This window comes from Ruegeria sp. BA2, assembly GCF_056539605.1.
Genome location: NZ_JBQFVE010000002.1, coordinates 60,145 through 84,377 on the forward strand (window position 1 = coordinate 60,145; position 24,233 = coordinate 84,377).

Sequence of the window (24,233 nt, forward strand, 5' to 3'; positions counted from 1 at the left end):
TGATACGAGTTGGCCATAAGAAAGCCAAAAATCTGGGGTAGACGACTTCGCACCAGCATGATGCCCTCTTGTCACGGGCAGACTGCAATGGCGGGAAAAAAAGGAACTGACGTGCTTCGCATCTTTAGAACTGTGATTGCGATGATAACATTGCTCTGGTCCTCAGCCGTATTGGCTGAGCCGCGTATCGCGTTGGTGATCGGAAATTCTGCCTATGGTTCGGTTTCGCCGTTGGATAATCCGGTCAACGACGCCAAACTGATCACAGAGAAACTCAGCGTCCTAGGGTTTGAAGTCCGACATTTGTCCGACAGCAATCAAATTGAAATGAAACGCGCAATTGCACAGTTCGGGCGCGACCTGCGCAAGGGCGGTGAAAGCGCCGTTGGACTGTTTTATTATGCCGGACATGGCGTGCAATCCTTTGGGTCGAACTATCTTTTGCCTGTCGATGTCTCACTTAGCGACCCGGCAGATCTGGATTTGATGGCGGTTGAGGCCCGTTCGGTGCTGCACCAAATGGCGTCAGCGAACAACAAGACCAATATTGTCATTCTTGATGCCTGTCGAAATAATCCATTCGAAGAATTGGCCGATATGGATGACAATGGCCTGGCCGAGATGAAGGCGCCGACAGGTACATTTCTGGCCTACGCAACCGATCCCGGCGGCGTCGCGCTCGACGGTGAGTCAGGCAACAGCCCCTTCACGCTCAGCCTTGCGGGTCACATCGAAACGCCAGGCATGGCGATCGAACAATTGTTTAAGAAGGTGCGGGTTGATGTATTGAGCGAGACCCGCGGCTTACAAACCCCCTGGGATACATCTTCTTTGACTCAGGATTTCGCGTTTGCGATTGAAACCGAGACCAAGATTTTGGAACACGAGAACGAAGAAGATCTTTGGCAATCTGCGGTCAACTCTCGCGATCCAGTAAAAATCATGCTTTTCATGAGGGCTTATCCCGAAAGCATACATGCCGATAAGGCCAGCGAACTGCTGCAAACAGTAATGGCTGAATCTTTCGGGACCTCACCTCAGTTTGGCGTTTCGCAGATTGAGACGGATCAATCAGGGCCTGAGCCAACGGAAACCGATCGTCTCATGTATGAATTGGCGCTTGCCGACGACACGATCCATTCCTATGAAGTGTATCTTCATAGTTTTCCAGACGGTGCGTTTTCCAATGAGGCGGTGGATCGACTTGCAGCCCTGCGTCACGGCGAAGAAATTGTGACACGTAAAGCGGAGCCGAGCGCGGCCTTGCCCGAAACTGAGCAGTCGCAAGAAACTTCTGCTGACGCAGTCTTGACGCTGTCCTCCCGTCTAACCTTTGGCAATACCTATGTGCGCGGACATACCATCAGCGAGTTGGTCGCAGGATCGCCTCAATTCCCTCCTATGGAGGGACTGCCGGACGAGCTGTGGAAAGGGCAGTCATGCTCAAATTGCCATCAATGGACACCGGAAACACTTTGTGATCAGGCCGAATCTTATGTGAAACGACCTGCGGCCGGAAACATTACCAAACAACACCCCTATGGCGGCGGCTTGAAAGTTAATCTGCGCCGCTGGGCTTTGGGCGGATGTCAGAGTTAAGGCGGGGCATGCTGCGCTGACTTCACTATTCCTTCCTGGCAGGTTTATCTCCTATGTCAGCGCAAGGGTGATTATCAAAGTTGATAGAAGTGGCGACCTCTTCAATTAGTCCGCAAAATTTTTCACGAACTTTAATTAAAGGTTAAAGATAATCGTGCCTCTGAAATCACACATCAAATCCAGAAACTTCATCATAAAATACGCCCAATATGAGAATGTCGGGTATATACAGTAACACATATTGTCCGATTGTGCCTTAACTCTACCCGAGGATTGAACGTGAATTCCACTTTCGCCATCCTGATCATCGCAGATATTTCAGGCAGCACCCCGCTCTACAAAGCTGTGGGAGACGGCGAAGCACAACGATTGTTACAGCTGGAACTGGATCGATTGCGCCGCGTACTAGCAAAGCATGGCGGTGTTCAGGTCGGTCAAAAAGGTGATGATGTTCTCAGCTATTTTTCTGATGCCGATGCCGCACTTGCTGCTGCTATGGAGCTGATTGGAGGTTCGTCAGAAACTTCGCTTTCGGTGCATGTTGGAATGCATTTCGGACCGATCGTGATAGCCGAGAAAGGTGTATACGGTGAGGCCGTTAACCTGACCGCCCGTCTTGCAACCGCTGCCAATCCTGGCGAGGCTTGCGTGAGCGAAGATGCCGCTGCCTTGTTGCCCGAGGACTTGCGGCGATTGTTGAAGCCGCTCGGGCGGTTGAGCTTGAAGGGCCTCAGCGAACAGACGATGGCCTATTCCTTGGTCAGCCCTGATTCCGACCCATTCACCCAGACCAGATTGCCGTCGTCTTATGGTCGAACGGAAGATCACTGGAGAACGACCGAGCGCATAACCTTACTCCTGAGCCTCGAAGACCAGTCGTGGCAGTGTTATGAGAATGGTGAGTTAAAAATTGGCCGATCCCCCGACTGCGACGTTGTTCTGCCTCAGCCTTGGGTATCCCGGCTTCATGCCGTTATCAAAATCAAGGACGGCAAGCTTATTTTATCGGATCACAGCACGTCGGGTACCTATGTTAAAACCGACTCCGGTCGAGAAATACAGTTGAAACGTGAGACGGTGATGTTGGCCGATAGCGGGCTGATTTCTCCCACTCTGCCTATTCAACATTCAAAGGTCTGTTTGCAGTTTGATGTTCTTGGTCGACTTATTGCTCCAAAGAACGTTGCCTGAAGAATTGGGCGCGTCGATGGTTGAGTTGAAAAGTCTTTGTAGTGAAGAGCCCGCGTAGCTGTGGCGGCCGTCGGGCAAACCCGATGATCTTAACGAGCTGAGGTCGTTACGAAGAAATAGACCCATTCGCCTTTGAAGTCCGGGTGCGCGGCGCGCGCGTTGGTCACGCTCTGAGCAAGGAAGTCCAGATACGGGCCTGCGGGTTCTACAAGCGGGCGGTCGCCTGCATGTAGGGGCACTGATGAGGCAAACGCCGCTACGATCTCTTGCCCATAGGGTGGCCCGATGGTGATGAATAGGCCGGGATCACCCTGTTGTTCTGCGCCGATTTTCAGCGGTGCCTTGGCCGGAGTTTTCGTCAGCGAAACAGAACTGTTTGGGCTGAGATGTATCACCTGTCCTGCCGCATCGAAGAAATCGACATAGATATAGGCGTCATAGTCGGCTCCGGTGAGGTCCAGCACCAGCTGCTGACCTTGGGTGTATCTGAATTCGCGCGCATGGACGTCTTCGCCCACGAGCAGAGGGTTGGTGATCTGATCCGTCGATTGAGGCAGGCCGACAGATGAGATCCCGCTCAGCGCGCCACATTGCGGGCGTGGCAGGATCAGTAAATTGTCAGCCACCTGAATGTTCTCGCCCATCCGCGCCTGCAAGGCGGACAAGACGGGGTCGCGCAGACCATCTTCGGGGATATGACCGATCAGTTCTAGTGTGTTGGTCTCGGGTTGGAACTGAACCTGCAACCGGGCGCAGGGGACTTGCGATAACAGCCCGTCGATCCCGTCACGCAGGTCTTGTGCACTTTGGCCGACATCTTCAGGTCGAGTGAAGCTTTGGAACGCGGCCAGGCTAACTGGGTCTACCGGACCATCGCCAGCGGCCGAGAACACATCAGTGGCTTTGGCGGTTTCGGCTTCAGGAAGCGTCTGGGTCAACGCAACCGGCTGCGCTTCCACGGCTGTTGCGCTTTCCGCTCTTGGCGCCACAAGGGTCACCGCTTGGGTAGGCGCAATCCCGGTCTCAACCGCGTTCAGCGGCAGACTGGCTGCGATCAAAGGGGGGGCTGTAACCTCAGCAGTTTCAAGCGATAGTGGTTTATCCTGTACCGGGGTCAAAGCTTGTTCGCGCGCGGCCTGATCCTCTGGGCGAAGCTCGATTGAGGGAACACTTATGGATGTGGCTGAGGATTGCGGGATCGCGCCTTGTTGCACTTGTGCACCCGCCGCGTCTTCGCTTTGGGCGGTGGTCGTTTCGGGTTGCGCCTCAACCGCGGTGCTTTGGGTGACCTTATGTGCAGACAATTGCATTCTGGTTTCCGGCACCGGCTGTTCGTTGACAGGGTCAGGATCGACCGAGCGCAACAGAACCAAACCAGCCAGCGCATGCAGGGCAACCGAGCACAACAGGGCTGTGCCCCAAATAAACGGCACGCGCATCACCGGATCGGCCCGGGTGGAGTAACGACCAAAACCACATCCCGCGCGCCTGAGGCTTCGAATTCGGCGATCAGCGGCAAAACCTCGCGCAGCGCGGCGTCCTGATGAGCGTTGATGCGGATCAGCAGGTCGGGGTTTCCGTCCAAGGCCGCCTGCACCTGTAGCAGCGCACTTGGGCCGGTCACTTCGGTTCCGTCCAGCGCGAGTGTTCCGTCGATGCTGACCGATAGGGTCAAACCGCCTGCGGGCATATCCGCGCCGGTTTGCGCCACGGGGGGTGATACGTCGAACGGTGCTGTAGCATCCATCCGCCCGATCAACATGAAGAAGACCAGCAGAAAGAACACCACATCTATCAGGGCGATGATTGTTTCGGGGTGACGGCGAGGTACCGGGCGTGTGATCTTCATGGCCGCCCCTCAAGCCGAACGACGCGCAGATTGACCACGCCTGACTGCGTGACCACATCCATCACCGAAACCAGCGATTGCAGCCGGGCGCTGCCGGTGGGCAAGATAATGACTTGCGTGGCCGCGTTTTGCGTCAGGCGTTCACGCAGCAAAAGGGTCAGTGCCGCAGGTTCCAGTTGCCTGCCCTGAAAATGCGGAGCGCCATCCGCGCCGATGCGGATAAGCAGAACGCCTGATGCGTCCTGACGTGTGCTCACCGAAGCCGGAGCAGGGCGGTCGGATTGCGCCAGCGCCGGGATCATGTCGAGATTCAGATAGGTCGAAGTCACCATAAAGAAGACCAGCAAAATCAACATCACATCGATCATCGGCACCAGTGAAATTAGTGGCCGGGTCGGTGTGCGTCGGTTTAGGTTGATCTCGCGCGACATCTGCAGTCCCTCAATGCGCGCCGCGTTCTTCAAGTATCATAAGTTGGCCCACCGCGTTTTCGATCGATTGCGCGCCGGCTTCGGCCCGGCCTGAAAGCAATGAGGCGCCGATGGCGGCAGGAATAGCCACGAGCAGCCCGGCGGCAGTTGTCAGCAACGCTTGCCAGATTCCGCCCGCAAGGACCGACGCATTGGCTGCGCCCTGTGCAAGTTCCAGTTCCTGAAACGACTGGATCATGCCGGTCACCGTGCCCAGAAGGCCCAACAGGGGTGAGATCATCGCGATCAGTTCCAGAACACGTATCCATGTATTCATCGCCGTGAACTCAAGATTGCCGCGCCGTGTCAGTTCTGCCGTCAGGGCGGGGCCTTTGAAGCCATCGATCAGTGCTTGCATTGCGTAGGCACAGACCCGATCTGCCGGGGACTTGCCGGACGCCACAGCGGTCTGAGCGGCCTGCCGATCTCCTTTGGACCATTGAACAAGGGCGGCATCGCGCGCTGATGCGCCGGATCGCACCGAGGCGAGCTGGATGACCTTGAATGCGATCACCGTAAGCGACAGCAATGATAGCGCTCCAAGAACGATCAGGATCGGTCCACCTGTGCCCAAATCTGCAAACCCAAACATCACTTATTGCGCCAAGCTTGCTGAGGTTTTGCTCGCCAACGCAAGCAGCGGGAAGCAATCAATGGGTTCGGCATTTTGTGGCGTACATGCGGGAAGGTCGTGCAAGAGAACTTCCGAGATATTGGCACAGTCGATCTCAGGAATTTCGAATAGTTTCAAAACCGTGCGCTGGACGGGAAGGGGGGCTGCGTCGATGGACAAAAGCCGATCAATCACGCCATTGCCGTCCAGTATGGCCAGCGACATCTCGAAGGCTTCGAAACTGTTGCCCGTCTGGTTGCGAAACAGGAAGAAGGCGCGACATCCGCCGTTCTCGCCGGATTCGAACTTATTTAGCTCGATCGACAGTTTACCCTCTTCCGCATGGGCCGCCACGGGCGATAGCGCCACCAGCAGTGCCGCGACAATTCCTATTCTCATATTTGGTTCCCTGTTTTTCACGCCATGTTTCTTTTAATGAGTGGTAACTCTGACCCTTTGGTGAATCCTAGGCCATGTTTGATCATTGCAGCAACAGCGCTAAGCTAAAAAGACAAAAGCCTGTTTGCTATCTTCCTCAACGGGCAACCCTTCCGAAAGCGCGCGGTAGGTCGTTAGAAAGCATCGAAATAGGCTGATGAAGTAACAGTCTTTAGGAATTGCAGCTCAATGAATTTGAGGTTGTCAGAATACCAATTCTGAGCAGCACAATAGAGCCACGAACGCAGTTTGTACTTGCTCCCGACACAAGGCACTGTCTTGCAAAGGTGATTTGTTGCAACCTGTCGCGAACATTTTCGTCCGGACATTGCAGATCAAAAGTTACGTGGATAATCGAGCTTTAGCTGCCGATTTTATCCTCGCTGTTTGGTAGTCGATCTTCAACTTGGGGCGACCTAAAGGTGGGATCACTTGGGTAGCCCGAAGACGCGTTATTTCAAAGTTGTCGCGAGAACCTGTTCTGCGATCCAGTCGAACACAAGCTTGGGACCTCGGCCCGAGCTAGTATGACTCCGCGACATTACATAACCAGCATTGCTGGAGACCAAATCGTCCGTTACAGCGACCAGAGAACCCTTACTGAGCAGATCATCGATCAAGCCAATCCACCCCAAAGCCACGCCTTCGCCAGACAAAGCGGCCTGGGTCACCATGTCATAGTTGTTGAAACTAATGTAGTTTCTCTTTCTTTCGCCTGTTACGCCTAAATGGTCGAACCATCCTTGCCAGGTTTGCCACGCGGCAGTTGCGGGCTTTGACAAGCTAAGAAGCTGAACATTTAACAGGTCGGCGGCTGATCGGATTGGTCCAATCTTATCCAATAGCTGCGGGCTGCAAACTGCAGCTACAATCTCTTCCAACAGTAATATTTCATCTGGTCTGATTTGGTTTATTGGCGCAACGTGGATTTGAATATCGCAATCGGTATCATCCAGACCGGGTGGCACGGTTGAGGCCAGAATCTGAATTTCGATCTCATCCCCGATTTCCTCTCGAAGATACCCCAATCGCGGCAGCAGCCAGAATGTCGAGAACGCAAAATCAGCAGAAATCCGGACCCTGGGCTTCGACCTGCGATCGATCAACGAGTCAACGGCGTATCCCATTTGCCGCATCGCCGGACTGACCACATTGAGAAGTCTGAGGCCCTCATTCGTTAGCGAGACCCCTCGATGCTCGCGTTTGAACAAAACGACGCCCAGATCAGCCTCCAACCCTTTGATCCGCTGCGAGACCGAGGATTGTGTCAGCCCAAGTGCCTCACCTGCGCTGGTAAAGTTCCCATGTTGTGACACCATTTCAAAGGCATAGAGCGCCACCAGATTGCGGCTGAGGTTGGTATTAATCCTGTTAATGTCATCCATAACTACTCAGCTACTGCAAAACGGACCAGATATGTATCAAAAATTATAAAAAAGGGCTCATAAGCAGCCTTCCAAAAAACATGGGAGCCATAGATGACCGGTAACAACCACAACCAAACCATTCACCCAGCGATTACCATGCACGCCAACGAAGTAGCTGACGGCACCCTTAGTCGTCGCGAGTTTCTGACACGCGCGACTGCACTGGGGCTGTCGGCGTCGGCAGCCTATTCGATGCTTGGTTTGTCGCAGCCTGCGCAGGCCGCAACCGATATTCAGCCAGGTGGGACCATTCGAATTCAGCAAGTCGTGCGCGCTCAGCTTGATCCACCGCTTTATAACTGGCCTCAACTTGGAAACGTGGTCCGCGGATTTTTGGAATACCTCGTCCAGTATAACGCAGACGGCACGTTCGAACCCCGGTTGCTTGAAAGTTGGGAAGTGAATGACGATGCAACCGAATACGTTCTGCGTATTCGGCCAGGCGTGAACTGGAATGATGGGCGTGGCACGCTGACGGCTAAAGATGTCGCGTATAACTTTGGTCGATGGTGTGATGGGAGTTGGGAAGGCAACTCCATGGCCGCGCGCATGGGGTCCTTGCAGAATGATGCCGGCGATGGTCCAGCGGATGGAGCGCTGGAAGTGGTCGACGATCTGACGCTGAAGCTCAAGCTGACGCGACCGGACATCACCATTATTCCTGCGGTCACGGAATATCCCGCAGCAATCGTGCCTGACGGTTGGTCAGGTGATCCGGCGAATGATCCGGTTGGTACAGGGCCATACAAACTGGTTGAGTATCTGGTGGGGGAAAAGGTTGTTCTGGAGAAGAACACAGATCACGAATGGTGGGGCGAAGGCGCCTATTTGGATCGGATCGAGTTCATCGACTACGGCACCGATGGCGCAGCTCATTTGGCTGCGGCAGAAGCCGAAGAAATCGACATGACCTATGAAACGGTCGGAGAATTTGTCGACATCTATGAAAGCATTGGCTGGAATCAGAGCGAGTCCGTTTCTGCTAACACTATGGTTTTGCGCACAAACCGCGACGCCGAAGTGGACGGGGTCAAACCCTATGAGGATGCTCGTGTTCGCCGCGCTCTGGCGATGGCTTGCGACAATGCAGTGTTGCTGGAATTGGGGTACGCCAATCGTGGGACGCTGGGTGAAAACCATCACGTTTGCCCCATTCACCCGGAATATGCCGACATCGGAGCTCCGGAAAAGGATGTTGAGGGCGCACGTGCATTGCTCGAAGAGGTCGGAATGCTCGACTATGAGCATGAGATTTTCTCGATTGACGATGACTGGCGCCGAAACACAACCGACGCGCTTGCGGCTCAGCTCCGTGATGCCGGGTTGAATGTTAAGCGTACCGTATTGCCGGGCAACACGTTCTGGAACGATTGGAACAAATACCCGTTCAGTTCGACAGATTGGGGTCATCGCCCGTTGGGCGTTCAGGTACTGACCCTTGCCTATAAATCAGGCGTGGCGTGGAACGAAACCGGCCTTGCTAGCTCCGAATTTGACGCAATGCTTGAAGAAGCCTCGGCAATAGCTGACGCAGAAACGCGGCGTGGTCACATGGAAAAAATCGAGCAGTTTATGCGAGATGACGGGACGATAATTCAACCTTATTGGCGGTCTCTGTATCGCCATTCCCGTCCCGGCGTCATCGGCGCGGAAAGCCACCCGATCAACGAAATTCACGTGCATAAGTTAGCTCTCGAAAGCTGAGAAAATCGGCAAACATATTTCCCCGGATCCAATGAGATTGGCGAGGCAACTGGTGTGCGTCGTTGGTCTCATTGGTTTCTGGCGAAAAGGGTGATCAAGGCAGAATTACCCGCTCAATAATCAAACTCAGGGAGAAATTAATTATGGCAATAAAGCCACCTCTTTCAGAACTTCCGATTAAGACCGCTGACAACGGTTTTTATCGGGGGTTCAGCGTAAACGTGACGGTGATCAGTAAGATCATCATTAGCCTTCTGGTTGTCTGGTGCATCGTTTGGCCAACCCAGGCTGGCAGGATTCTCGGCGACTGGAACGCAGCCATTCTGGCTCAGTTTGCCGCGTGGTATATCTGGGTTGTCACCGGGTTTGTGATCGTCTGTATCGGATTGGCCATCTGGCCAGCTGCCGGCCGTCTGAACCTGGGTGTTGATGGCGAAAAGCCGGAATTCTCCAATTTCTCGTGGTTTTCCATGATGTTCGGTGCCGGTATCGGTGTTGGAATGTTGACCTGGGCTGTTGCGGAGCCCGTGGCCCATTTCAAGAACAACCCATCGGTTATTCAAGGCGTAACGACCGCACTTGATGCAGACAACGTGCGCACCGCTTATGTTTGGTCCTACCTGCATTGGGGTCTGGGCGCTTGGGCATGCTACGCGATTGCTGGTCTGGCACTGGCGTTCTTCAGCTATCGCCGCGGTCTTCCACTGACGATCCGCTCATCCTTAACGCCACTGTTTGGCAAGGCACTTTCGGGTAACCTCGGTCACTTGATCGATATCGTTGCCGTTGTTGCGACGATCCTTGGCGTGGCGCAGACACTTGGATTTGGTGTAGAGCAGTTCGTCGCGGGCTTGACGCGTATCGGCATCGGCGGTCTGGCGAATACCGATGGCTCAGCCACAACACTGGGTATCATTGTCGCCTTGCTGGTTATCATGGGGGCCTCGACACTGTCGGCTCTGTCCGGTGTTGGCAAAGGCATTAAGTGGCTGTCGAACATCAACATGGCGTTGTCGATCTTCCTATTGGGTTTCTTCATCCTGTTCGGAGCGACATTCTTCGGCGCCAAGGCTTTTTTTGTAGGCATCTGGGACTATCTGGTCGCGCTGCCTTGGCTCAGCTTCAATGTTTACACTTCTGACGGCGTCGAGGGTTCCGAATCCTTCCTGCTGGCACAATGGCAGGGCTGGTGGCCGGTGTTCTATTGGGCCTGGTGGATCGCGTTTGCACCTTTTGTTGGGCTGTTCCTGGCACGCATCTCGCGCGGGCGCTCAATCCGCGAATTCGTACTGGGCGCGATGATTGTGCCGTCGCTGATGTGCTTTGTCTGGTTCGCCTGGGCCGGTGGCACAGCGATTGATTTGGAACTGAATGGCGGCGCAAATGGTGTGATCCTTGATGCGGCCAATGGCGACAAGATCTTTGCCATGACAACCTATATGCTCGCACCCATTGCTGAGTTCCTGGCTTGGGCCATGGCAGTTGTGATCGTTGTGCTGTTGATGACGTTCCTTGTCACCTCAGCGGACTCGGCCGTGCTTATCGTGAATACGATCAACGCAGCTGGAGACGAAGGGCCTAAGGCACGTCCGCACATCATGTTCTGGGGTGCTGCGTTGGCCTTGGTGGTTGGCGGTCTTCTGATCTCGGGCGGAACCGGAGCCATTCAGACCGCGATGGTTATCGGGGCATTGCCGTTCTCGATCGTCATGGCTTTGATGTGCATCGCGTTGATCAAAGCGATCTGGAATGACGGACGCCGTGAAGCCGCCGGTGTTGCATCAACTATTGATCCAGAAACATCAACGATGCCTGCTGAGTAGTACTCGAGTATCCAATTGTGACCCCGGCACAAAACCGGGGTCACAAATATGATAAAGGCTCAAACAAAAATTCAAAAAAAGCGCAGGTTAAGACGCTGTGCTGTGTCTAGTTTCCAACTTGGTTCTGTCACACGCGATTACCCTTCTTATAGGATCGAATGCTGTTCAGGTATCGCACCCTTAAGGATCGCTTTAGAAGGTAAAGGCGATCTCATTCGAATGTGAAAAATTTCCGAGCTAAGTGAATTTGTATGAATTGTTCTTCTATCGCCAATTCAGAGTGCCATCCCGTGATTTGGAAGCAATTGTGGCTGAATAAGGTGTTATCCTGCATCACGCATTGTTGACCCACAACGTCAGCAAACATACGGGTCTCGTGGCTGATATTATATCGCAAAAAACTCCACACTTTCCTTCAAAGACTATTAGGGTGTTAGCAAACAGAAATATCAAGGCGAGTAGCCTCAGAAGCAGTCTGTCACAGCAGACATCTTCAATGCTTTTGATCGCGCCATTTTGGAAATCAGGCAATCTGTGTTAGCTTGAGACATATTTCTTAGCTTTTGATTGCGTACAGTCCGATGTTGACACCGATTGTTCTGAAGCCCCTTCCGTCGTCTTCTGCCGTTTCTGTCGGACAGGCGACATCCTTGACGGCGCGTGTCAACGCCGTGGGTCTTCAAGCCGCAAAAGATGAAGCGCTCAACGCCATGCTGGCGGTTTCACCGGACGATGATGCCTCCGAGCGGCAACGACTAAGGCTGCTTTATATACAGGTATATTCGGTCGATGAGCTGCGCGATCTGATCGGGCGAACCTTCGAGAAATTTGGACTGGAGTAGCGGGCCATGTCGTTCAACCTCGGCAACTGGTGGAAGGAACTGACCTGCGAAATTTGCACGGGGGATACGGACGACATCGATCTCGATCTGCCCGATGACTACTACGACCCGGACTGGGAGGACCCAGACCCGTTTGGACTGGGCGACTATTCCCCGGATCCAGATGAGCCGGGAGGGCCTTTCGACGATTTCGAGGTTCCAGGCGTCCCCCTTCCTGGGGGCGGCGAAGCGACGCCCGACTGGAACGATGGACCCGGCATCAAATTCGAATGGCCATGGGGGTGAGATGACACGCGACGAAGCCACGAAAACGCACAGGGCCGCGGTCAAACTGCAGCGGCTTTATCATGCCTACCGGGCGACGAACCGCGCCATAGGCATGGTAATCCATCGCATCGAAGGCACGATCGCCACTGATCCAAACATGTCCGATGCCGAGAAAATTGAGCGGCTGCAGCAGCTTACTCGGCGAAAGGCTCTGGCACAGGAGCAAGATCTCGCGATCGCAGAACGTATCAATCCGCTGGATCTGCGACTTGCTGAACTGAGGGATTGGAGCGCATGAGCATAGCCTTTGCAGATGGCGCGACAGCGCGGGTCGAGGATCGGTCCTATTTCGACTTCACTCTTGCAGGAGTCGAGCGGGCACGGCGGAGAGTTTGGGCGTCCGTCTTTATCTGCGATATCCGTCCGCAACGCGATATCAGGGGGTTGGTGCTTGATTTGCTGTCGGCGATCATCGAGCGCAAACGCTGGGGCGTCGATGTCAGGGTCATGGTCACCGGAGATGCAAATGCAGCCGATATTATGACGGCCAATCTGGCTTCGGCGCTGTACCTCGACCGAGCGGGGATACCGGTACGACGCACGCTCGGCCATGGGGACGGCAGGCTGGGATCGCATGCGAAATTCGTACTGTTGGATGACGTCGCAGTGGTGGGAAGCCAGAACTGGACCGATGATGGGTTCCGGCTGAACATCGAGGACGCGATACTTGTTAGCGGTGCTCCTGCAATGCGACTGGGTGCGGAGTTTGTCGATCTGTGGAGCCGAGGAAAGGGGGTGCCTCGTGCCGCTGACTGATGGTCGAGCCAAAATCGTGGTGGAGGATTGGGTAGCGCAATCCGGAGCGGCGTTTTCGGCGACAGAGTTACAAACGTTGGCAGATCAGCTCGTGTCGCTTTCTGCGGCCGTTATTCCTAGTATTGCAGAGGATATCCCAATATCGGATGCGGATCGCCAATCTTTTTTGGCACAGCGCACCGTTGCCTTCGCCGAGGATTGGCTGGCTCTTGCAGCCGCCCCGTTGAGGCGTAGTTTTGACGACGAACCGGATTGGCACGAGACCGTGCAGGCGGCCATCCCGACCGGCTTGCGCAGCGCCACGCATGCAGAACGCGTTGCATTGCCTGTGCTGGGGGATGCCCTTGCGCGAGACGTCGCGCGATATCTGGGTCATCACCCCGGTGCCGGACTGGATGATCTGCAAGACATCAATGGAATCGGCCCGGCTGGGATCAGGAAGTTGCGCGAAACTGCCTATATAGATCGTCCGCGCCCGGGATTGACCTCTCCGACGCTGGCGGCTTTTACAGGTTCGCCGGGGATAGTAACACTAATAGGAGTTTTCGAGGCGTCCGATGCGATAATTGTTTTCGGGGATTCATTGACTGTTGCGCGTCGCTTAACAGCGGCGGCAGGAAGCAGCACTGCAGAGCGGCTGATCGATGTCTTATCCACGATTGTCGCATTTGCAGAGGCCGCAAGCTTCGATGCCGGTGGAGTCTTGGCGAGCGAAGCTAAGGCGTGGTTGCACCGGCACAAGCAGTATGAGGATACAATCGCGACTGCAAAACCGGCTAGCGGCGCCATTCTGGTCAATGCTGCGTATGTCGAGGCAGTCCGCGACGCCATCAATGGCGCGCAGAGTTCTGTATGCGTGATGATGTTCCTGGGCACCTCGGCACAACCTGTCAATGGGGGTGTCGGGCCGGAAACGCTTGTCGAGGCGCTTGAAACTGTGGCTCCGAACGTGTCGGTTCGCGTGATTCTCGATCAAGACGACGGGGGCGAGCCATATTTGAGCGCGATCATCAACAAGCCCCTGTTCGACCGGCTGAAGGCGGCTGGCATCCCCACGAAGTTCGACGAAAAGAACGTGCTCTTGCACTCCAAGATCGTCGTCGTGGATGAAAAGATTGCCGTGGTGGGCAGCCACAACTGGACGCGATCCGGCCTGAACACCACCCACGAAATTAGTATTTTGGCCGACCAGGCTGAGACCGCTGCAGCCTATCAGGCCAGATTCGATGCATTGTGGAGCACCTTGCCGAATGTCTGACTGGGGGAATTCGGGAGCGTAGCGATCGCAGAATAAGCAAAAGGAGGAACGACGCTAACTTGATTTCAGGCACCAACGAGGGTTCTTTCCAAGATGAAGACGATCACTCTGAAGACGTTGACGTGTTACGCCACCGAGGATTGGGTGGGTGACGACGAATGCCGCCTGAAAGTCCGCACCGATGGCAGTCATGTAGAGACGCTTGAACGCGATATGTCGGAAGGCGACACATGGTCGATCAACAAGTCGTACCAATTTAACAATACTGTCGAGTTCAAGCTTTATGACGCAGACTGGCCCGACCCTGATGATCATCTTGGTACGCAGACGGTCAGCGGCGTAACACAGTCCATCGGCAACGCGACAGTCTCTTTTACGAACGACGACGCGGATTACGATCTCTCCTTTTCTTTAACCGTACCGGGAGCAGCGCTCGGCGGGATCGGTGATATCAGTTTTCGCAAATTCCTTTCCCGATTGGCGCCCGGCGTCATGCGCGACAACCGCCATCGCAGCGTCGTGCGCAATAAACTCATTTACAGGCAGGACGAGGAGGTCATTAGCTTTCGGGAAACCAAGGCGCATCACGCTCAGCAAGATGACACGAAGAGCAGCACGGTTTCGGTTCGGCGCTGGATCGAAACTCATTGCGATTTTTTCAGCCACGACACCATCATCACCGACAAAGCTGACTACCGGAATTGGGCATCGGTCCTGATCAAAGGCAACTGGGAGTCGGTGAAGGATCACAAGACGCGTGTCATCTCGGGCTTTGGCGACCTAAGCCGCATCACGAACACCGACAATCCGTTCAGTCATGAAACCCGCGACTGGAACATGAACATCGTTCCAGACCCGACATACATGTACCTGCTAGGAACCGGGATGAAGGGCGAGGGAAGTGGGCTTGATCTAGTGCCAATCATGCACAACGAATGGGAATCAGGGTCATTTCCAGGTCAGTGGCGGCCTTTCTGGGGTGAGTATGTTCAGCTTTGGGGGCGGCATATCTGGGATGTGGGGCATGCGCCCGTAACTGCCGAGATCCACCCGCCACACACCGTTGTTCGCCAACACACGACCGCCGCACCGCTAGGGGATAACAACGCCATGGTTCCTACGAACCGAGCCGTGATCGGCATGGGTTTGTCCGGTGGATTTCCCGGCCATTCCGATAGCCGGTGGAATGCGGAATTCAACGGCCTTCCGGGTCCGGTCTGGGGCGACACAACCGATTGCTGGCCAACGAACCTTAAGAAAAACCCACTGACCTTCCGAATCTATCCGCCAGTATCCCGGCCATCCGCTAATGCGCAACTCCGAACACGGATCGTATTGGCGCGATATATCCGGGTGAACAACTGGTCCGAAGGTGACGATTTCCTTGAGCTCACACAATATGACGATCCAGCTTTTGGCGGCGCTGACAAAGGGTTTCGCGATTTCGAGGATGCACATGGCTATCCAGCAGAGAATGCGACGGGGCCCCTGCGCCCGCAATTCACGCTTGGCACTGATAATTCTGGCGAGCCGGCGTTCTTCGATGTCGAAGTTGATCTGAGTAGCCTGTCGGGTATCCCGGTCGGCTACTACGCCATCGTGGAATGCGGTTGGAGTGAGAAGGGAAACCACACGCTACAGCGTTACAGGGCCACGTTTCAGACGATCAAGGCGATCGAGACAGATGAGTGGTGGGACGACTGGCATCTGCATTATGGGATCAACGGCCAATGGGCGTGGTGGTGGACCGACGATTTCATCGAAGAAGGCGACACCTACACCAAAAACAGAGCCTTCACAGTTTGGACCGTTGACGACTTGCCACTGGTGTTTCGCGACTGCGGTGTCGAATGGGACGGTACAGATTTTGGCAACGAACGACTCGACCAGATTGCCCTTGTCGCGACGCCAAAGGCGAGTACCGGCTTCAGCCACCTGATGCGCATCGCAGAACTGTCGTCTTCGAATTCCAACCTGAGCATCGTTTCGCCGGCTATCGAAACAATCGATCAAGGTACCTCTTCGATCCAGTTTCGCTTGACGGGCAGTGGCGGCGACACGCGCCACAGGTGGACGATCAAGCTCGACCGGCAGCAGGTGATTTGAACGATGGATACGAAATTCCTCGCGCTTTCCCAGATCAGAGACACAACCGCGGTGGTTGGCCACGCGCGCGCGCAACGGTTTCAGAGGGGTGATCCTTTGGAATACGCACTTGCGGCAGTTACAATGCTTGCCGGAACGAGGCACGAAATCGCCCGGTATTCAATTCTGACGATTGAGGAACAGAAAGCTGCGCATGTCTCGCTGAAAACTATGCGCCATCAAATCGCGCGCAGGATTCTGTCCCATCATCCAGAAATCGAGAGCAAAATCCTGAAGACGGTGCTAGCGCCGAGAAAGGTTAACGGGGGGCCGTTGCGGCGGATGCCAAGAGAAGATAGGACCGTGCGTCTTCTGTCGAAGCTGCTGCTGGATGTGGCCGAGACGGAAAAATTGAAAAAGCGCGGCTATTTCGGGTGGGATGACGGACGTGCGCAGGCGGCCCTGGTCATCGACTATGCGTGGCGATCGGCGACAGATCACAAGGAATGGCGGACGCAAAAGCCCCGGAATCTGTTGTTTGCCGCCCGATTTTTCGCCCGGTCTGTTTTTCAGGAGTTCGCCGACAATATCTGGGTCCAGGGGGTGCGTGCGCGTTACTTCATGGCTTGGCACGTGCCCGACAAGCGGGCGACCGAAACCGCGAAGGGGGTTTTCAATGACCTTTCGTCTAAGGGCAAGGGTGGGACGGATGCCGCGGACCGACAATGGTTTGCCGCAAGTTCGCTTCTTGATGTAGGGTTGCGGCAACGTGATCCCGATGGCACGCGCGCGGCGCTGCAGATGCTACGGCAGAGTATCGAGCCAATGTTCAAACGGCGAAAAGAACATCCCTTTTTCACGCTAACAGAAGCGTGGTCGCTGGCAATGGGTGGCAAGGACAAACAGGCGATGGATCTTCTGGCAACCGTAACCCGCAGCCGGAATTCCGAAATTCGGGCCAAGGCCATTCCGGTGTTTTCGTTCCTTGGAGAGCATGGTAAGGCATCGAAGCTGGAACAACAATACATAAGAAACTAGGGGGTCAGGAGGGACAAATGACAACCGACGTCAGACTGGATACTCAGGACATCGAATTGCTTGGCCGCCGGATAATGGCCCGGCGCGACAGAAGAACCGCCTCTCGCTTTGTGCTCGATTGCCGCAATGCCGATCTGACGGTGGGCGGCGGCGGTCAGGACGGCGATATAACCTGTCAGCGGTCGAATGGTGAGACGTCAGTGCACCTGAACGGACAATGGGGTAACCTGACACTGGGTGGAAAAGGCTGTGACGGGGATATCGCGCTTCTGGACCGCGATGCCGTCCACACCATCCATCTGAATGGCGATACAGCCTCGGTGCGTCTCGGCGGTGTCAATCAGGATGGCGATCTCTTTCTGCACAACAATCAGAACAAACAGACAATCCATCTGAATGGAAGCTCCGGTAATGCGATCCTCGGCGGCAACGGTCAAGATGGCGACATCACCCTGAAGCGGTCGGACGGAAGTACTGGTGCCACGATTGATGGGCAGGGCGCCAAGATCACACTACGCGATGCCACCGGCGCGATCAGCATTGTTCTCAATGGCGCGAACGGAGAAATCAAATGCCGCGCACTGAAAATCACCGATCCCGCGCCCATCGATGTCGCGGCAAAGATCACAGATCTCGAAACCAAAGTTGCCGCGCTTGAGGCGCAACTAGCAGCGCTTCAGGCCAAAGTTGACCTGCACCATCCTTGATCCGCTTCTACCAAATAGACTTTTTGACTGAGAGGACATCCAGCGATTTTCGAATGGTTTTTTGTTGGTTGATCGCGAAACTGTTTTCTTGCCGAAGGGCCCGGCTATTGCGGTTATGTTCGTGGTTGCAACGGCATTTGGAGTGAAACTAGCAGCTAGCATAAGACCCACGTTGCCAAGAAGGATCAGCATGGGAGGGATTTGCACGCTAAGCCAGCCGATTTGTAAGTGTGCACTGCCATTAGGCAAATCTGCAGGACCACGGTTCAGGAACGTCTTTATCCGCTCGCCAAAGATTGCGGATTGAAACGGCCGTCAATGCACAGAACGGATGTTCACCGCGCGTCAAGAAGCATCGGCAAGCTGATCCGGTGCAGGAATAAACCGGCATTGCATCAAGGGTTCTGTCAGATGTTCGATGTCATTCCCCAATGGCCGATCTTCCGTGAGTGCCGGGGACACTTCTCTAATCTGCGCGCAGACGTCCGACAAAAAATCACCAAGTGTGTCAATGGCCCCGCGCAGTTCCACTGCCTGACAAGCTATGAGCAATTCGATCGCAGTGAGACGTTGCACTAGATCGGCAATCCGAAGCAATGCTTTGACGGCGGTTGGTGAGCCAGCTAAACAATCCTCCACCCCGTTGGCATTGACGCTGGGCCAAATTGACACCGGTTGCGCCGCATGGGTCAGTTCACTCACCAGAGCTTCGGCCACCTTCATTACCGGCGCAAAGCCGTTAGATGCACTATCCGACCGTGCCAAAAATTTTGAAAGCCCACTGAATTGGGGATCCAGGAGTTTGGCCATCCGTGCCAGCTGTGCCATCGCCAAAGGCACCATGGAACGGCTGAGAGTTTCCACTGCGCTGGTGATCTCGGCAGTGAAGTAAGCACCGCACGAGGTGATATCGCCTGTATCCGCGAAGGCGACGGGATTGTCACTGGCGCAGTTGATTTCCAATTCGAGGCATTCATGCGCATGAAACAGTGCCAATGCGGTGGTGCCATGGATCTGGGCGATGTTCCGGAAAGAAAGAGGATCCTGTAACCTCCGCGCCTGGCCATGCTTGAATAGATCACCGCCAGCCAAGCGCTTGCGCAGCCCCTCGGCCGCCAGCAACTGGCCCGGATGAGGTTTGACATTGAGAACATGAGGTGCCAGCGGACCTGTATTGGCGCGGAAACCCTCCATCGATAAAGACGCAGAGGTTTGGGCAGCCTCAAAAACACGCGTGGCCGCCGAGACCGCCAGCGCCGCCATGCCGGCCGTTGCACAGGAATGATTGATCAGCGCCAACCCGTCACGCGGCGCAAGTGTCAACGGTGTGACACCGCGCGATTGCATCATATCCGCGCTGAGACCTGCGCTTCCTTCGGAATCGCACATACGCCCCTCACCAATCAATGCCAGTCCAATAGTGGCATTCAGGACCAAATCCGCCGCACCAATCGAGCCTATTTGCCCGGCGACCGGAGTGAGGCCCGCGTTCAGGCAGGCGGCAATGTGTTTCGCGAGTTCCGGCCGCGCAGCGCTATACCCCTTGAGCAGTGTGTTCAACCGTACGATCAGTCCTGCACGTATGACATTCGGGGTCTCTTCCGGGCCCACGGCATGGGCCCGTCCACGCAGTGTCTGAATCGAGAATTCCGTGAGCGCCTTGGCGCTGAGCACCTCGGTGGCGCGGGCACCGAGACCAGTGGTCACTCCGTAAACCGGAACCTTGTCGCGAATTGCATGCTCCACCAAACGATGGGATCGGGCCATCGTATCAAGCCCTTTAGGATCCAATTCTATCTGAGTGGCATCGCACGCTGCTTCGTTTAGCGCCTCAATGGTCAACGAAGATCCATCCAGTCGAAGAACCTGCATCTCAATTGTCCCGGTAGAGGAGGTTTTGCACGATGCCCAGTTCCCGCGCCTTGTCCAAAATACAGGCACCAAGGGCGATATCACCGGTGGACATGCCGCGATGCCAGAACAGAATTGTTTCATCGTCCGCTTCCCGGCCCGGTTTAAGCCCCGCCGCTATCTCGCCGATTTCGGCATAGAAGCTCTCTTCGCTGATCAACCCGGCATCAATATGCGGACGGAGCGCCCCAAGATGACCTGCCCGCATTTGCCCAAGGTCATCCATTACGAACTTGTCGAATCCCACGGTGAAATCCATCGGCAGGGCACTCATAGTACCGTAGGGGACGACAAAGGCTCCTTTTTTAACCCAAGAGCGGTCAAACATTGGCGTAGGTTGATTGAGGCGGGTCGCCTCGATCAGAATGTCGGCACCTTCCAGACAGCTTTTCCAATCATCTGTTACAACCACTTTCTTACCCAGATCATGACTGAGCCGTTCGCCAAACGCATTGCGGCTTTCCGGGCGACGCGAATGCACTCGAATTTCCTCAAAATCAAACAAGTGATCCAATAGCCGAACGTTCCAGTATGATGTTCCGCGAGCGCCCACATGACCAAGCACCTTAGGGTTCTTTGGGCCTAACCACTTGGCCCCTAGCGCAGTCAGGGCCCCGGTGCGCATGTCGGTGATGCCAGCGGCGTCAATTACCGCACGCGGCACTCCCGTGCGTGGGCAAAACAGATTCAACAGGGCCAGTTCAGACGGCAACCCCTTCTTGTAGTTATCGACGAAATCTCCCACTATTTTGACCCCGGCGTAGCCCAGCGGCTCAACGTAGCCGCGCAACACATTGAAATGCCCGTTGAAGGCCGGGTCCGGTGTCAGATGCATGCGCGGTTCGATCACGGTCTTTCCGTGGCCCGCGGCAATCAGCCCCTGTTCGATGGCATCCAGAATATCATCATTGTTGAGCGCCACCTGATCAATCTCTGGTTGGCCCAAATATTCGATCTCAATCTTCGCCATAAGTGTCTTCCTCATTTTTTGCCATCATGGGCCTTGAGCGCTGGAATGACAGGCCGAAAAATGTAAACCTTGGGTAAGATTTTCTTAGGCTAGTAGAGGGCGTATCATGCGGCTTCCCCCACTCAATTCATTGAAAGCCTTCGAGGCATCCGTGCGTCTAGGCGGCTTCACTTCTGCCGCAAGCGAACTGGGCGTCTCCTCTGCTGCGGTTAGTATGCAAGTCAAGAGAGCCGAGGAATTCTTAGGGAAGAAGCTCTTCATCCGCACTCACAACAGCATTTTACTTACCGACGCGGGGCGCTCTTATTACCCGGTGGTTTCGGATGCGCTAATGGGAATATCAGCGGTCACTGAGCAGATTTTGGAAACGGAGGTTCGCTCGCCCATCGTGGTCAGCACAATCCAGTCTTTGGCAGAAAAGTGGGCGGCCCCTGCGGTTTCTCGCTTTCGCACGCATCACCCCAACACAGGTATTGAGCTGCGGATCGAACCGGATCCTGTAGATCTGCTACGCAGCCGTGTCGATATTCGGCTCACCTATGAAAGCCACCTTTACCCACAGCATTCTTCCACGCCCATATTCAAAGATACAGCTCTTCCTTTCTGCACTCGAGAATTTCATGCCCGGCATATTGTCGACAACAGTATTGCCTCAGTACCGGACAATCTGTTTATTCATACGGTTTGGGGAGAACACTACGCCTCGCATCCGACTTGGGCAGGCTGGTTTCGTGTGGCAGGCACTTCCAGAAACCTGGATGATCGCAAAGGTCTTCGCGTCGGCGGAGCTGCAGTCGCATTTGCACTTGCGGCCCAAGGAAGTGGAATCGCGCTCGTTCCGAAAATGCTGATCGACGCCAGCACGAGCGATAATTACTTCAACTTCCCCGCTCGGCTCGGCATCCCCCTGCCACACGCCTATTTCGCTGTTACTCCCAAACGCGTAGATACTGAACCCCCGACCGGGCGACGGGCGCGTCTGATTCAGAGCCTTCTGGATGAACTCTCTCCGAGTCTACAATTCAGAGCATAAGTTACTTCCGCGGGAGCAACTCCTTCATCGTGCACTGGAAAGTCTGGTGTATGTGGGAAGAAAGAGCTACTCCCCAATTATTGGACAGTTTTCGGCGTAGATTAAGCTACTTTTTGTTCCTGCTGATCGGTTTGGTTTTCTTCTTTTCTCAGACAATTGACCACCGCTGGTGTCTTGCCGCCGAGGTTGGAATGAGGACGCATTCGGCTGTAGAACTCGATCCATTTCCTAACCCCCACTATTACCTCTGATCCGGTCTCCCGGGCATGCAGTTTCCCGACCAACCACCTTTGTAAGGTTCTGGATGTCAGCGAACGCGGCCTGCGCGCCTATCGCGGCCGTCCTACCAGCCAAAGGCAACAGACCGATATGGTCGTCTTGCCGTATTTCAAAGAACAATCTCGTCTTAGTCTTTGCAGTTACGGAAGACCGAGGATGACAGAAGAATTGAAAGAGCTGGGTCTGAACATTGTCCACCGTCGTGTTGGCAGGCTGATGCGTGAGAACGGTATCCGTGACGAACGGTCAAAGAAATACAAGGTGACAACCGACAGCAACCACGCCTTCAACATTGCACCCAACTTATTAAACCGGGACTTCCATGCGGGTCAGCAAAATCAGAAATGGGCTGGCGACATCAGCTATGTATGGATCCGAGAAAGTTGGCTCTACCTTGCTGTTATCCTCGATTTGCAGTCACTCCGGGTGATCGGATGGGCCGTCAGTAATCGCAAGAAACGCGATTTGGTGATCAGGGCTTTGCAGATGGCCGTGGCGCTCAGGCAACCGCCCAAAGATTGCATTCACCACACGGATCGCGGGTCGCAATACTGCTCTCATGATTATCAAAAGGTTCTGCGCCGGCATGGGTTCCGGGTGTCGATGTCGGGCAAAGGCAACTGCGCTGACAACTCCGCTGTGGAAACCTTCCTCAATACGATCAAGGCGGAGCTGATCTGGCGGCGGTCTTGGCAAACGCGTCGAGAAGCCGAAGTGGCCATCTTCAAGTACACCAACGGCTTTCGTAACCTGCGCCGAAGGCACTCAGCATTGGGCTAGAAAAGCCCTGTCGCTTTCGAACGGAAAATGGCCTAAACGAACAATGGGGGGGCACAAATACGCGACAGGTCCACAACGCACCAATGATTACTGCATGGGGGTTTTGGCATTTCGAATATCCTCCTCGGCCAGAGGGTTTCATTACAACAACTGAGTTGGGTCCTGTTATGCTCAGTGGCAATCTAAACATTAAATCGTTGTTCGTTGATCCAATTTTACCGATCAAGCATTAGTTGATTGTACAAGAGTTCGATTGCTCCCGTTGGCTTTTCGTCGCGAGGATATCCCAAGTTGTAGGAAAACCCTGTTCGCAGAACATTTGATGTTACTTCAGTCAGGTCATGATTTGCCAAGTATGGGGCGATCAAAGCACGACTGCCTAGAACCACTCCCTGTCCTTCAAGCGCTGCGTCAAGGGCCATCATATATGTCGGATAAATTGCAGTGGGAGTTAGGGTTGCCTCGCGTCCCGAAACACGGTTCATCCAACTTTGAAGGTTCAACCAACGCGAGTCTGAGAGCATATAGTCATGCAGGTCAAGCTGGAGCAGCTCAGAAGGTGTAACATCAGCTGGGTGTTTCCCTAGCCCTGCAGATTGAAGATATTGCGGGGCAGCCACTGGCGCCAATTCTTCTAGTAACAACGGAGTCAGCGACCAGCCGGGGCAGCTGCCGGCACAGTAGATGATAGCAAGGTCATTGGCGGTATCGGTTATTTCGGAAAGGGTATCTGTACTGTGCACCCGAAGAGGCACATCAGAATGCTCTGCTGCAAACTTGCGAAGCTTGTCATTGAGCCATAAATGCGAAATCGAGTTTCCTGCGGCGATGGTAATAGGAGTGGATGCGGTTTCATCCGCCAGAAACTCAAGCGTATCGCTCAATGACCCCAGAAGATCATGCAATCTGAAAAACAGCTGCTCGCCTCTTTGACTGAAGCACAATTGGCGACCATTCCGAATGAACAAATCATAACCCAATTCGTCTTCTAGATTCTTGATTCTGCGACTGACAGCTGCCTGCGAAACCAACAGCTCACGTGCCGCCGCAGAGAAATTCATGTTTTTGCCGCACACGTAGAATACCCGAAGGGCGTTCAATGAAATTCTGTCCAATGTACGTTTGACCATGAC

Annotated in this window: 22 protein-coding genes and 1 pseudogene; 14 read left to right on the forward strand and 9 right to left on the reverse strand. The window is 54.6% G+C overall.

Going from position 1 to position 24,233, the window contains the following annotated elements; genetic code table 11:
* Nucleotides 1-87: 87 nt before the first annotated feature.
* Both ACR0NN_RS04935 and ACR0NN_RS04940 read left to right on the forward strand, forming a co-directional pair.
* A complete protein-coding gene (locus tag ACR0NN_RS04935) occupies nucleotides 88-1,599 on the forward strand; it encodes a caspase family protein (RefSeq protein WP_480684022.1) in 1,512 nt (503 codons plus the stop codon).
* A 279-nt stretch (nucleotides 1,600-1,878) separates the two neighbouring features.
* Nucleotides 1,879-2,790 (forward strand): adenylate/guanylate cyclase domain-containing protein, encoded by a 912-nt coding sequence (locus ACR0NN_RS04940; protein ID WP_170725846.1) that lies wholly within the window; start codon nucleotides 1,879-1,881, stop codon nucleotides 2,788-2,790.
* A gap of 89 nt (nucleotides 2,791-2,879) precedes the next feature.
* Here the strand turns inward: ACR0NN_RS04940 and ACR0NN_RS04945 are convergent, their stop codons facing one another.
* From ACR0NN_RS04945 to ACR0NN_RS04970, 6 genes are all read right to left on the reverse strand, one after another.
* Entirely contained in the window at nucleotides 2,880-4,223 is a 1,344-nt protein-coding gene (locus ACR0NN_RS04945; RefSeq protein ID WP_170725851.1) for a DUF4384 domain-containing protein, read from the reverse strand.
* 5 nt (nucleotides 4,224-4,228) lie between these two features.
* Nucleotides 4,229-4,639, reverse strand: a complete 411-nt coding sequence (locus tag ACR0NN_RS04950; protein WP_170725854.1) for an ExbD/TolR family protein — start codon at nucleotides 4,637-4,639, stop codon at nucleotides 4,229-4,231.
* Nucleotides 4,636-5,070: an ExbD/TolR family protein gene (locus ACR0NN_RS04955; protein WP_170725859.1), complete on the reverse strand. Its 435-nt coding sequence runs from the start codon at nucleotides 5,068-5,070 to the stop codon at nucleotides 4,636-4,638. The genes ACR0NN_RS04950 and ACR0NN_RS04955 overlap by 4 nt, the downstream gene beginning before the upstream one ends.
* Before the next feature lie 10 nt (nucleotides 5,071-5,080).
* Nucleotides 5,081-5,701: a MotA/TolQ/ExbB proton channel family protein gene (locus ACR0NN_RS04960; protein WP_170725862.1), complete on the reverse strand. Its 621-nt coding sequence runs from the start codon at nucleotides 5,699-5,701 to the stop codon at nucleotides 5,081-5,083.
* A 3-nt stretch (nucleotides 5,702-5,704) separates the two neighbouring features.
* A complete protein-coding gene (locus ACR0NN_RS04965; protein ID WP_170725864.1) occupies nucleotides 5,705-6,121 on the reverse strand; it encodes a hypothetical protein in 417 nt (138 codons plus the stop codon).
* A 491-nt stretch (nucleotides 6,122-6,612) separates the two neighbouring features.
* Nucleotides 6,613-7,545 carry a LysR family transcriptional regulator gene (locus ACR0NN_RS04970; protein WP_170725869.1) on the reverse strand — a complete coding sequence of 311 codons (933 nt, stop codon included), beginning with the start codon at nucleotides 7,543-7,545 and terminating at the stop codon, nucleotides 6,613-6,615.
* Nucleotides 7,546-7,638: 93 nt separating this feature from the next.
* Between ACR0NN_RS04970 and ACR0NN_RS04975 the strand changes: the two genes are divergently transcribed.
* From ACR0NN_RS04975 to ACR0NN_RS05020, 10 genes are all read left to right on the forward strand, one after another.
* Nucleotides 7,639-9,291, forward strand: a complete 1,653-nt coding sequence (locus ACR0NN_RS04975) for an ABC transporter substrate-binding protein (protein WP_170725872.1) — start codon at nucleotides 7,639-7,641, stop codon at nucleotides 9,289-9,291.
* Nucleotides 9,292-9,434: 143 nt separating this feature from the next.
* Nucleotides 9,435-11,114, forward strand: coding sequence for a BCCT family transporter (locus tag ACR0NN_RS04980; RefSeq protein WP_170725876.1), 1,680 nt, complete (start codon nucleotides 9,435-9,437; stop codon nucleotides 11,112-11,114).
* A gap of 584 nt (nucleotides 11,115-11,698) precedes the next feature.
* Nucleotides 11,699-11,956, forward strand: coding sequence for a hypothetical protein (locus ACR0NN_RS04985; protein WP_480684027.1), 258 nt, complete (start codon nucleotides 11,699-11,701; stop codon nucleotides 11,954-11,956).
* A 6-nt stretch (nucleotides 11,957-11,962) separates the two neighbouring features.
* Nucleotides 11,963-12,241: a hypothetical protein gene (locus ACR0NN_RS04990; protein ID WP_170725882.1), complete on the forward strand. Its 279-nt coding sequence runs from the start codon at nucleotides 11,963-11,965 to the stop codon at nucleotides 12,239-12,241.
* 1 nt (nucleotide 12,242) lies between these two features.
* On the forward strand, nucleotides 12,243-12,521 hold the full coding sequence (locus ACR0NN_RS04995) for a hypothetical protein (RefSeq protein ID WP_170725887.1): 279 nt from the start codon (nucleotides 12,243-12,245) through the stop codon (nucleotides 12,519-12,521).
* On the forward strand, nucleotides 12,518-13,039 hold the full coding sequence (locus ACR0NN_RS05000; protein WP_170725891.1) for a phospholipase D family protein: 522 nt from the start codon (nucleotides 12,518-12,520) through the stop codon (nucleotides 13,037-13,039). Before ACR0NN_RS04995 ends, ACR0NN_RS05000 begins: the two co-directional genes overlap by 4 nt.
* Nucleotides 13,026-14,297, forward strand: coding sequence for a phospholipase D-like domain-containing protein (locus ACR0NN_RS05005; RefSeq protein ID WP_170725897.1), 1,272 nt, complete (start codon nucleotides 13,026-13,028; stop codon nucleotides 14,295-14,297). The genes ACR0NN_RS05000 and ACR0NN_RS05005 overlap by 14 nt, the downstream gene beginning before the upstream one ends.
* A 93-nt stretch (nucleotides 14,298-14,390) precedes the next feature.
* A complete protein-coding gene (locus ACR0NN_RS05010) occupies nucleotides 14,391-16,403 on the forward strand; it encodes a hypothetical protein (RefSeq protein ID WP_170725900.1) in 2,013 nt (670 codons plus the stop codon).
* A gap of 3 nt (nucleotides 16,404-16,406) precedes the next feature.
* Entirely contained in the window at nucleotides 16,407-17,420 is a 1,014-nt protein-coding gene (locus tag ACR0NN_RS05015; protein WP_170725904.1) for a ubiquitin family protein, read from the forward strand.
* Between the two features lie 17 nt (nucleotides 17,421-17,437).
* Nucleotides 17,438-18,127: a hypothetical protein gene (locus tag ACR0NN_RS05020; protein ID WP_170725909.1), complete on the forward strand. Its 690-nt coding sequence runs from the start codon at nucleotides 17,438-17,440 to the stop codon at nucleotides 18,125-18,127.
* 345 nt (nucleotides 18,128-18,472) lie between these two features.
* On the opposite strand, the gene ACR0NN_RS05025 is transcribed toward ACR0NN_RS05020, so the two are convergent.
* Together ACR0NN_RS05025 and ACR0NN_RS05030 are read right to left on the reverse strand one after the other, a co-directional pair.
* Nucleotides 18,473-19,999: an aromatic amino acid ammonia-lyase gene (locus tag ACR0NN_RS05025; protein ID WP_170725913.1), complete on the reverse strand. Its 1,527-nt coding sequence runs from the start codon at nucleotides 19,997-19,999 to the stop codon at nucleotides 18,473-18,475.
* A gap of 1 nt (nucleotide 20,000) precedes the next feature.
* Entirely contained in the window at nucleotides 20,001-21,008 is a 1,008-nt protein-coding gene (locus ACR0NN_RS05030) for an ornithine cyclodeaminase family protein (RefSeq protein ID WP_170725916.1), read from the reverse strand.
* Between the two features lie 130 nt (nucleotides 21,009-21,138).
* Between ACR0NN_RS05030 and ACR0NN_RS05035 the strand changes: the two genes are divergently transcribed.
* Nucleotides 21,139-22,041, forward strand: a complete 903-nt coding sequence (locus tag ACR0NN_RS05035) for a LysR substrate-binding domain-containing protein (protein WP_480684032.1) — start codon at nucleotides 21,139-21,141, stop codon at nucleotides 22,039-22,041.
* A 270-nt stretch (nucleotides 22,042-22,311) separates the two neighbouring features.
* A pseudogene (locus ACR0NN_RS05040) lies at nucleotides 22,312-23,100 on the forward strand (IS3 family transposase); the annotation flags it as partial.
* Between the two features lie 215 nt (nucleotides 23,101-23,315).
* On the opposite strand, the gene ACR0NN_RS05045 reads toward ACR0NN_RS05040, so the two are convergent.
* Nucleotides 23,316-24,230, reverse strand: coding sequence for a LysR substrate-binding domain-containing protein (locus tag ACR0NN_RS05045; RefSeq protein WP_170725930.1), 915 nt, complete (start codon nucleotides 24,228-24,230; stop codon nucleotides 23,316-23,318).
* Nucleotides 24,231-24,233 lie beyond the last annotated feature (3 nt).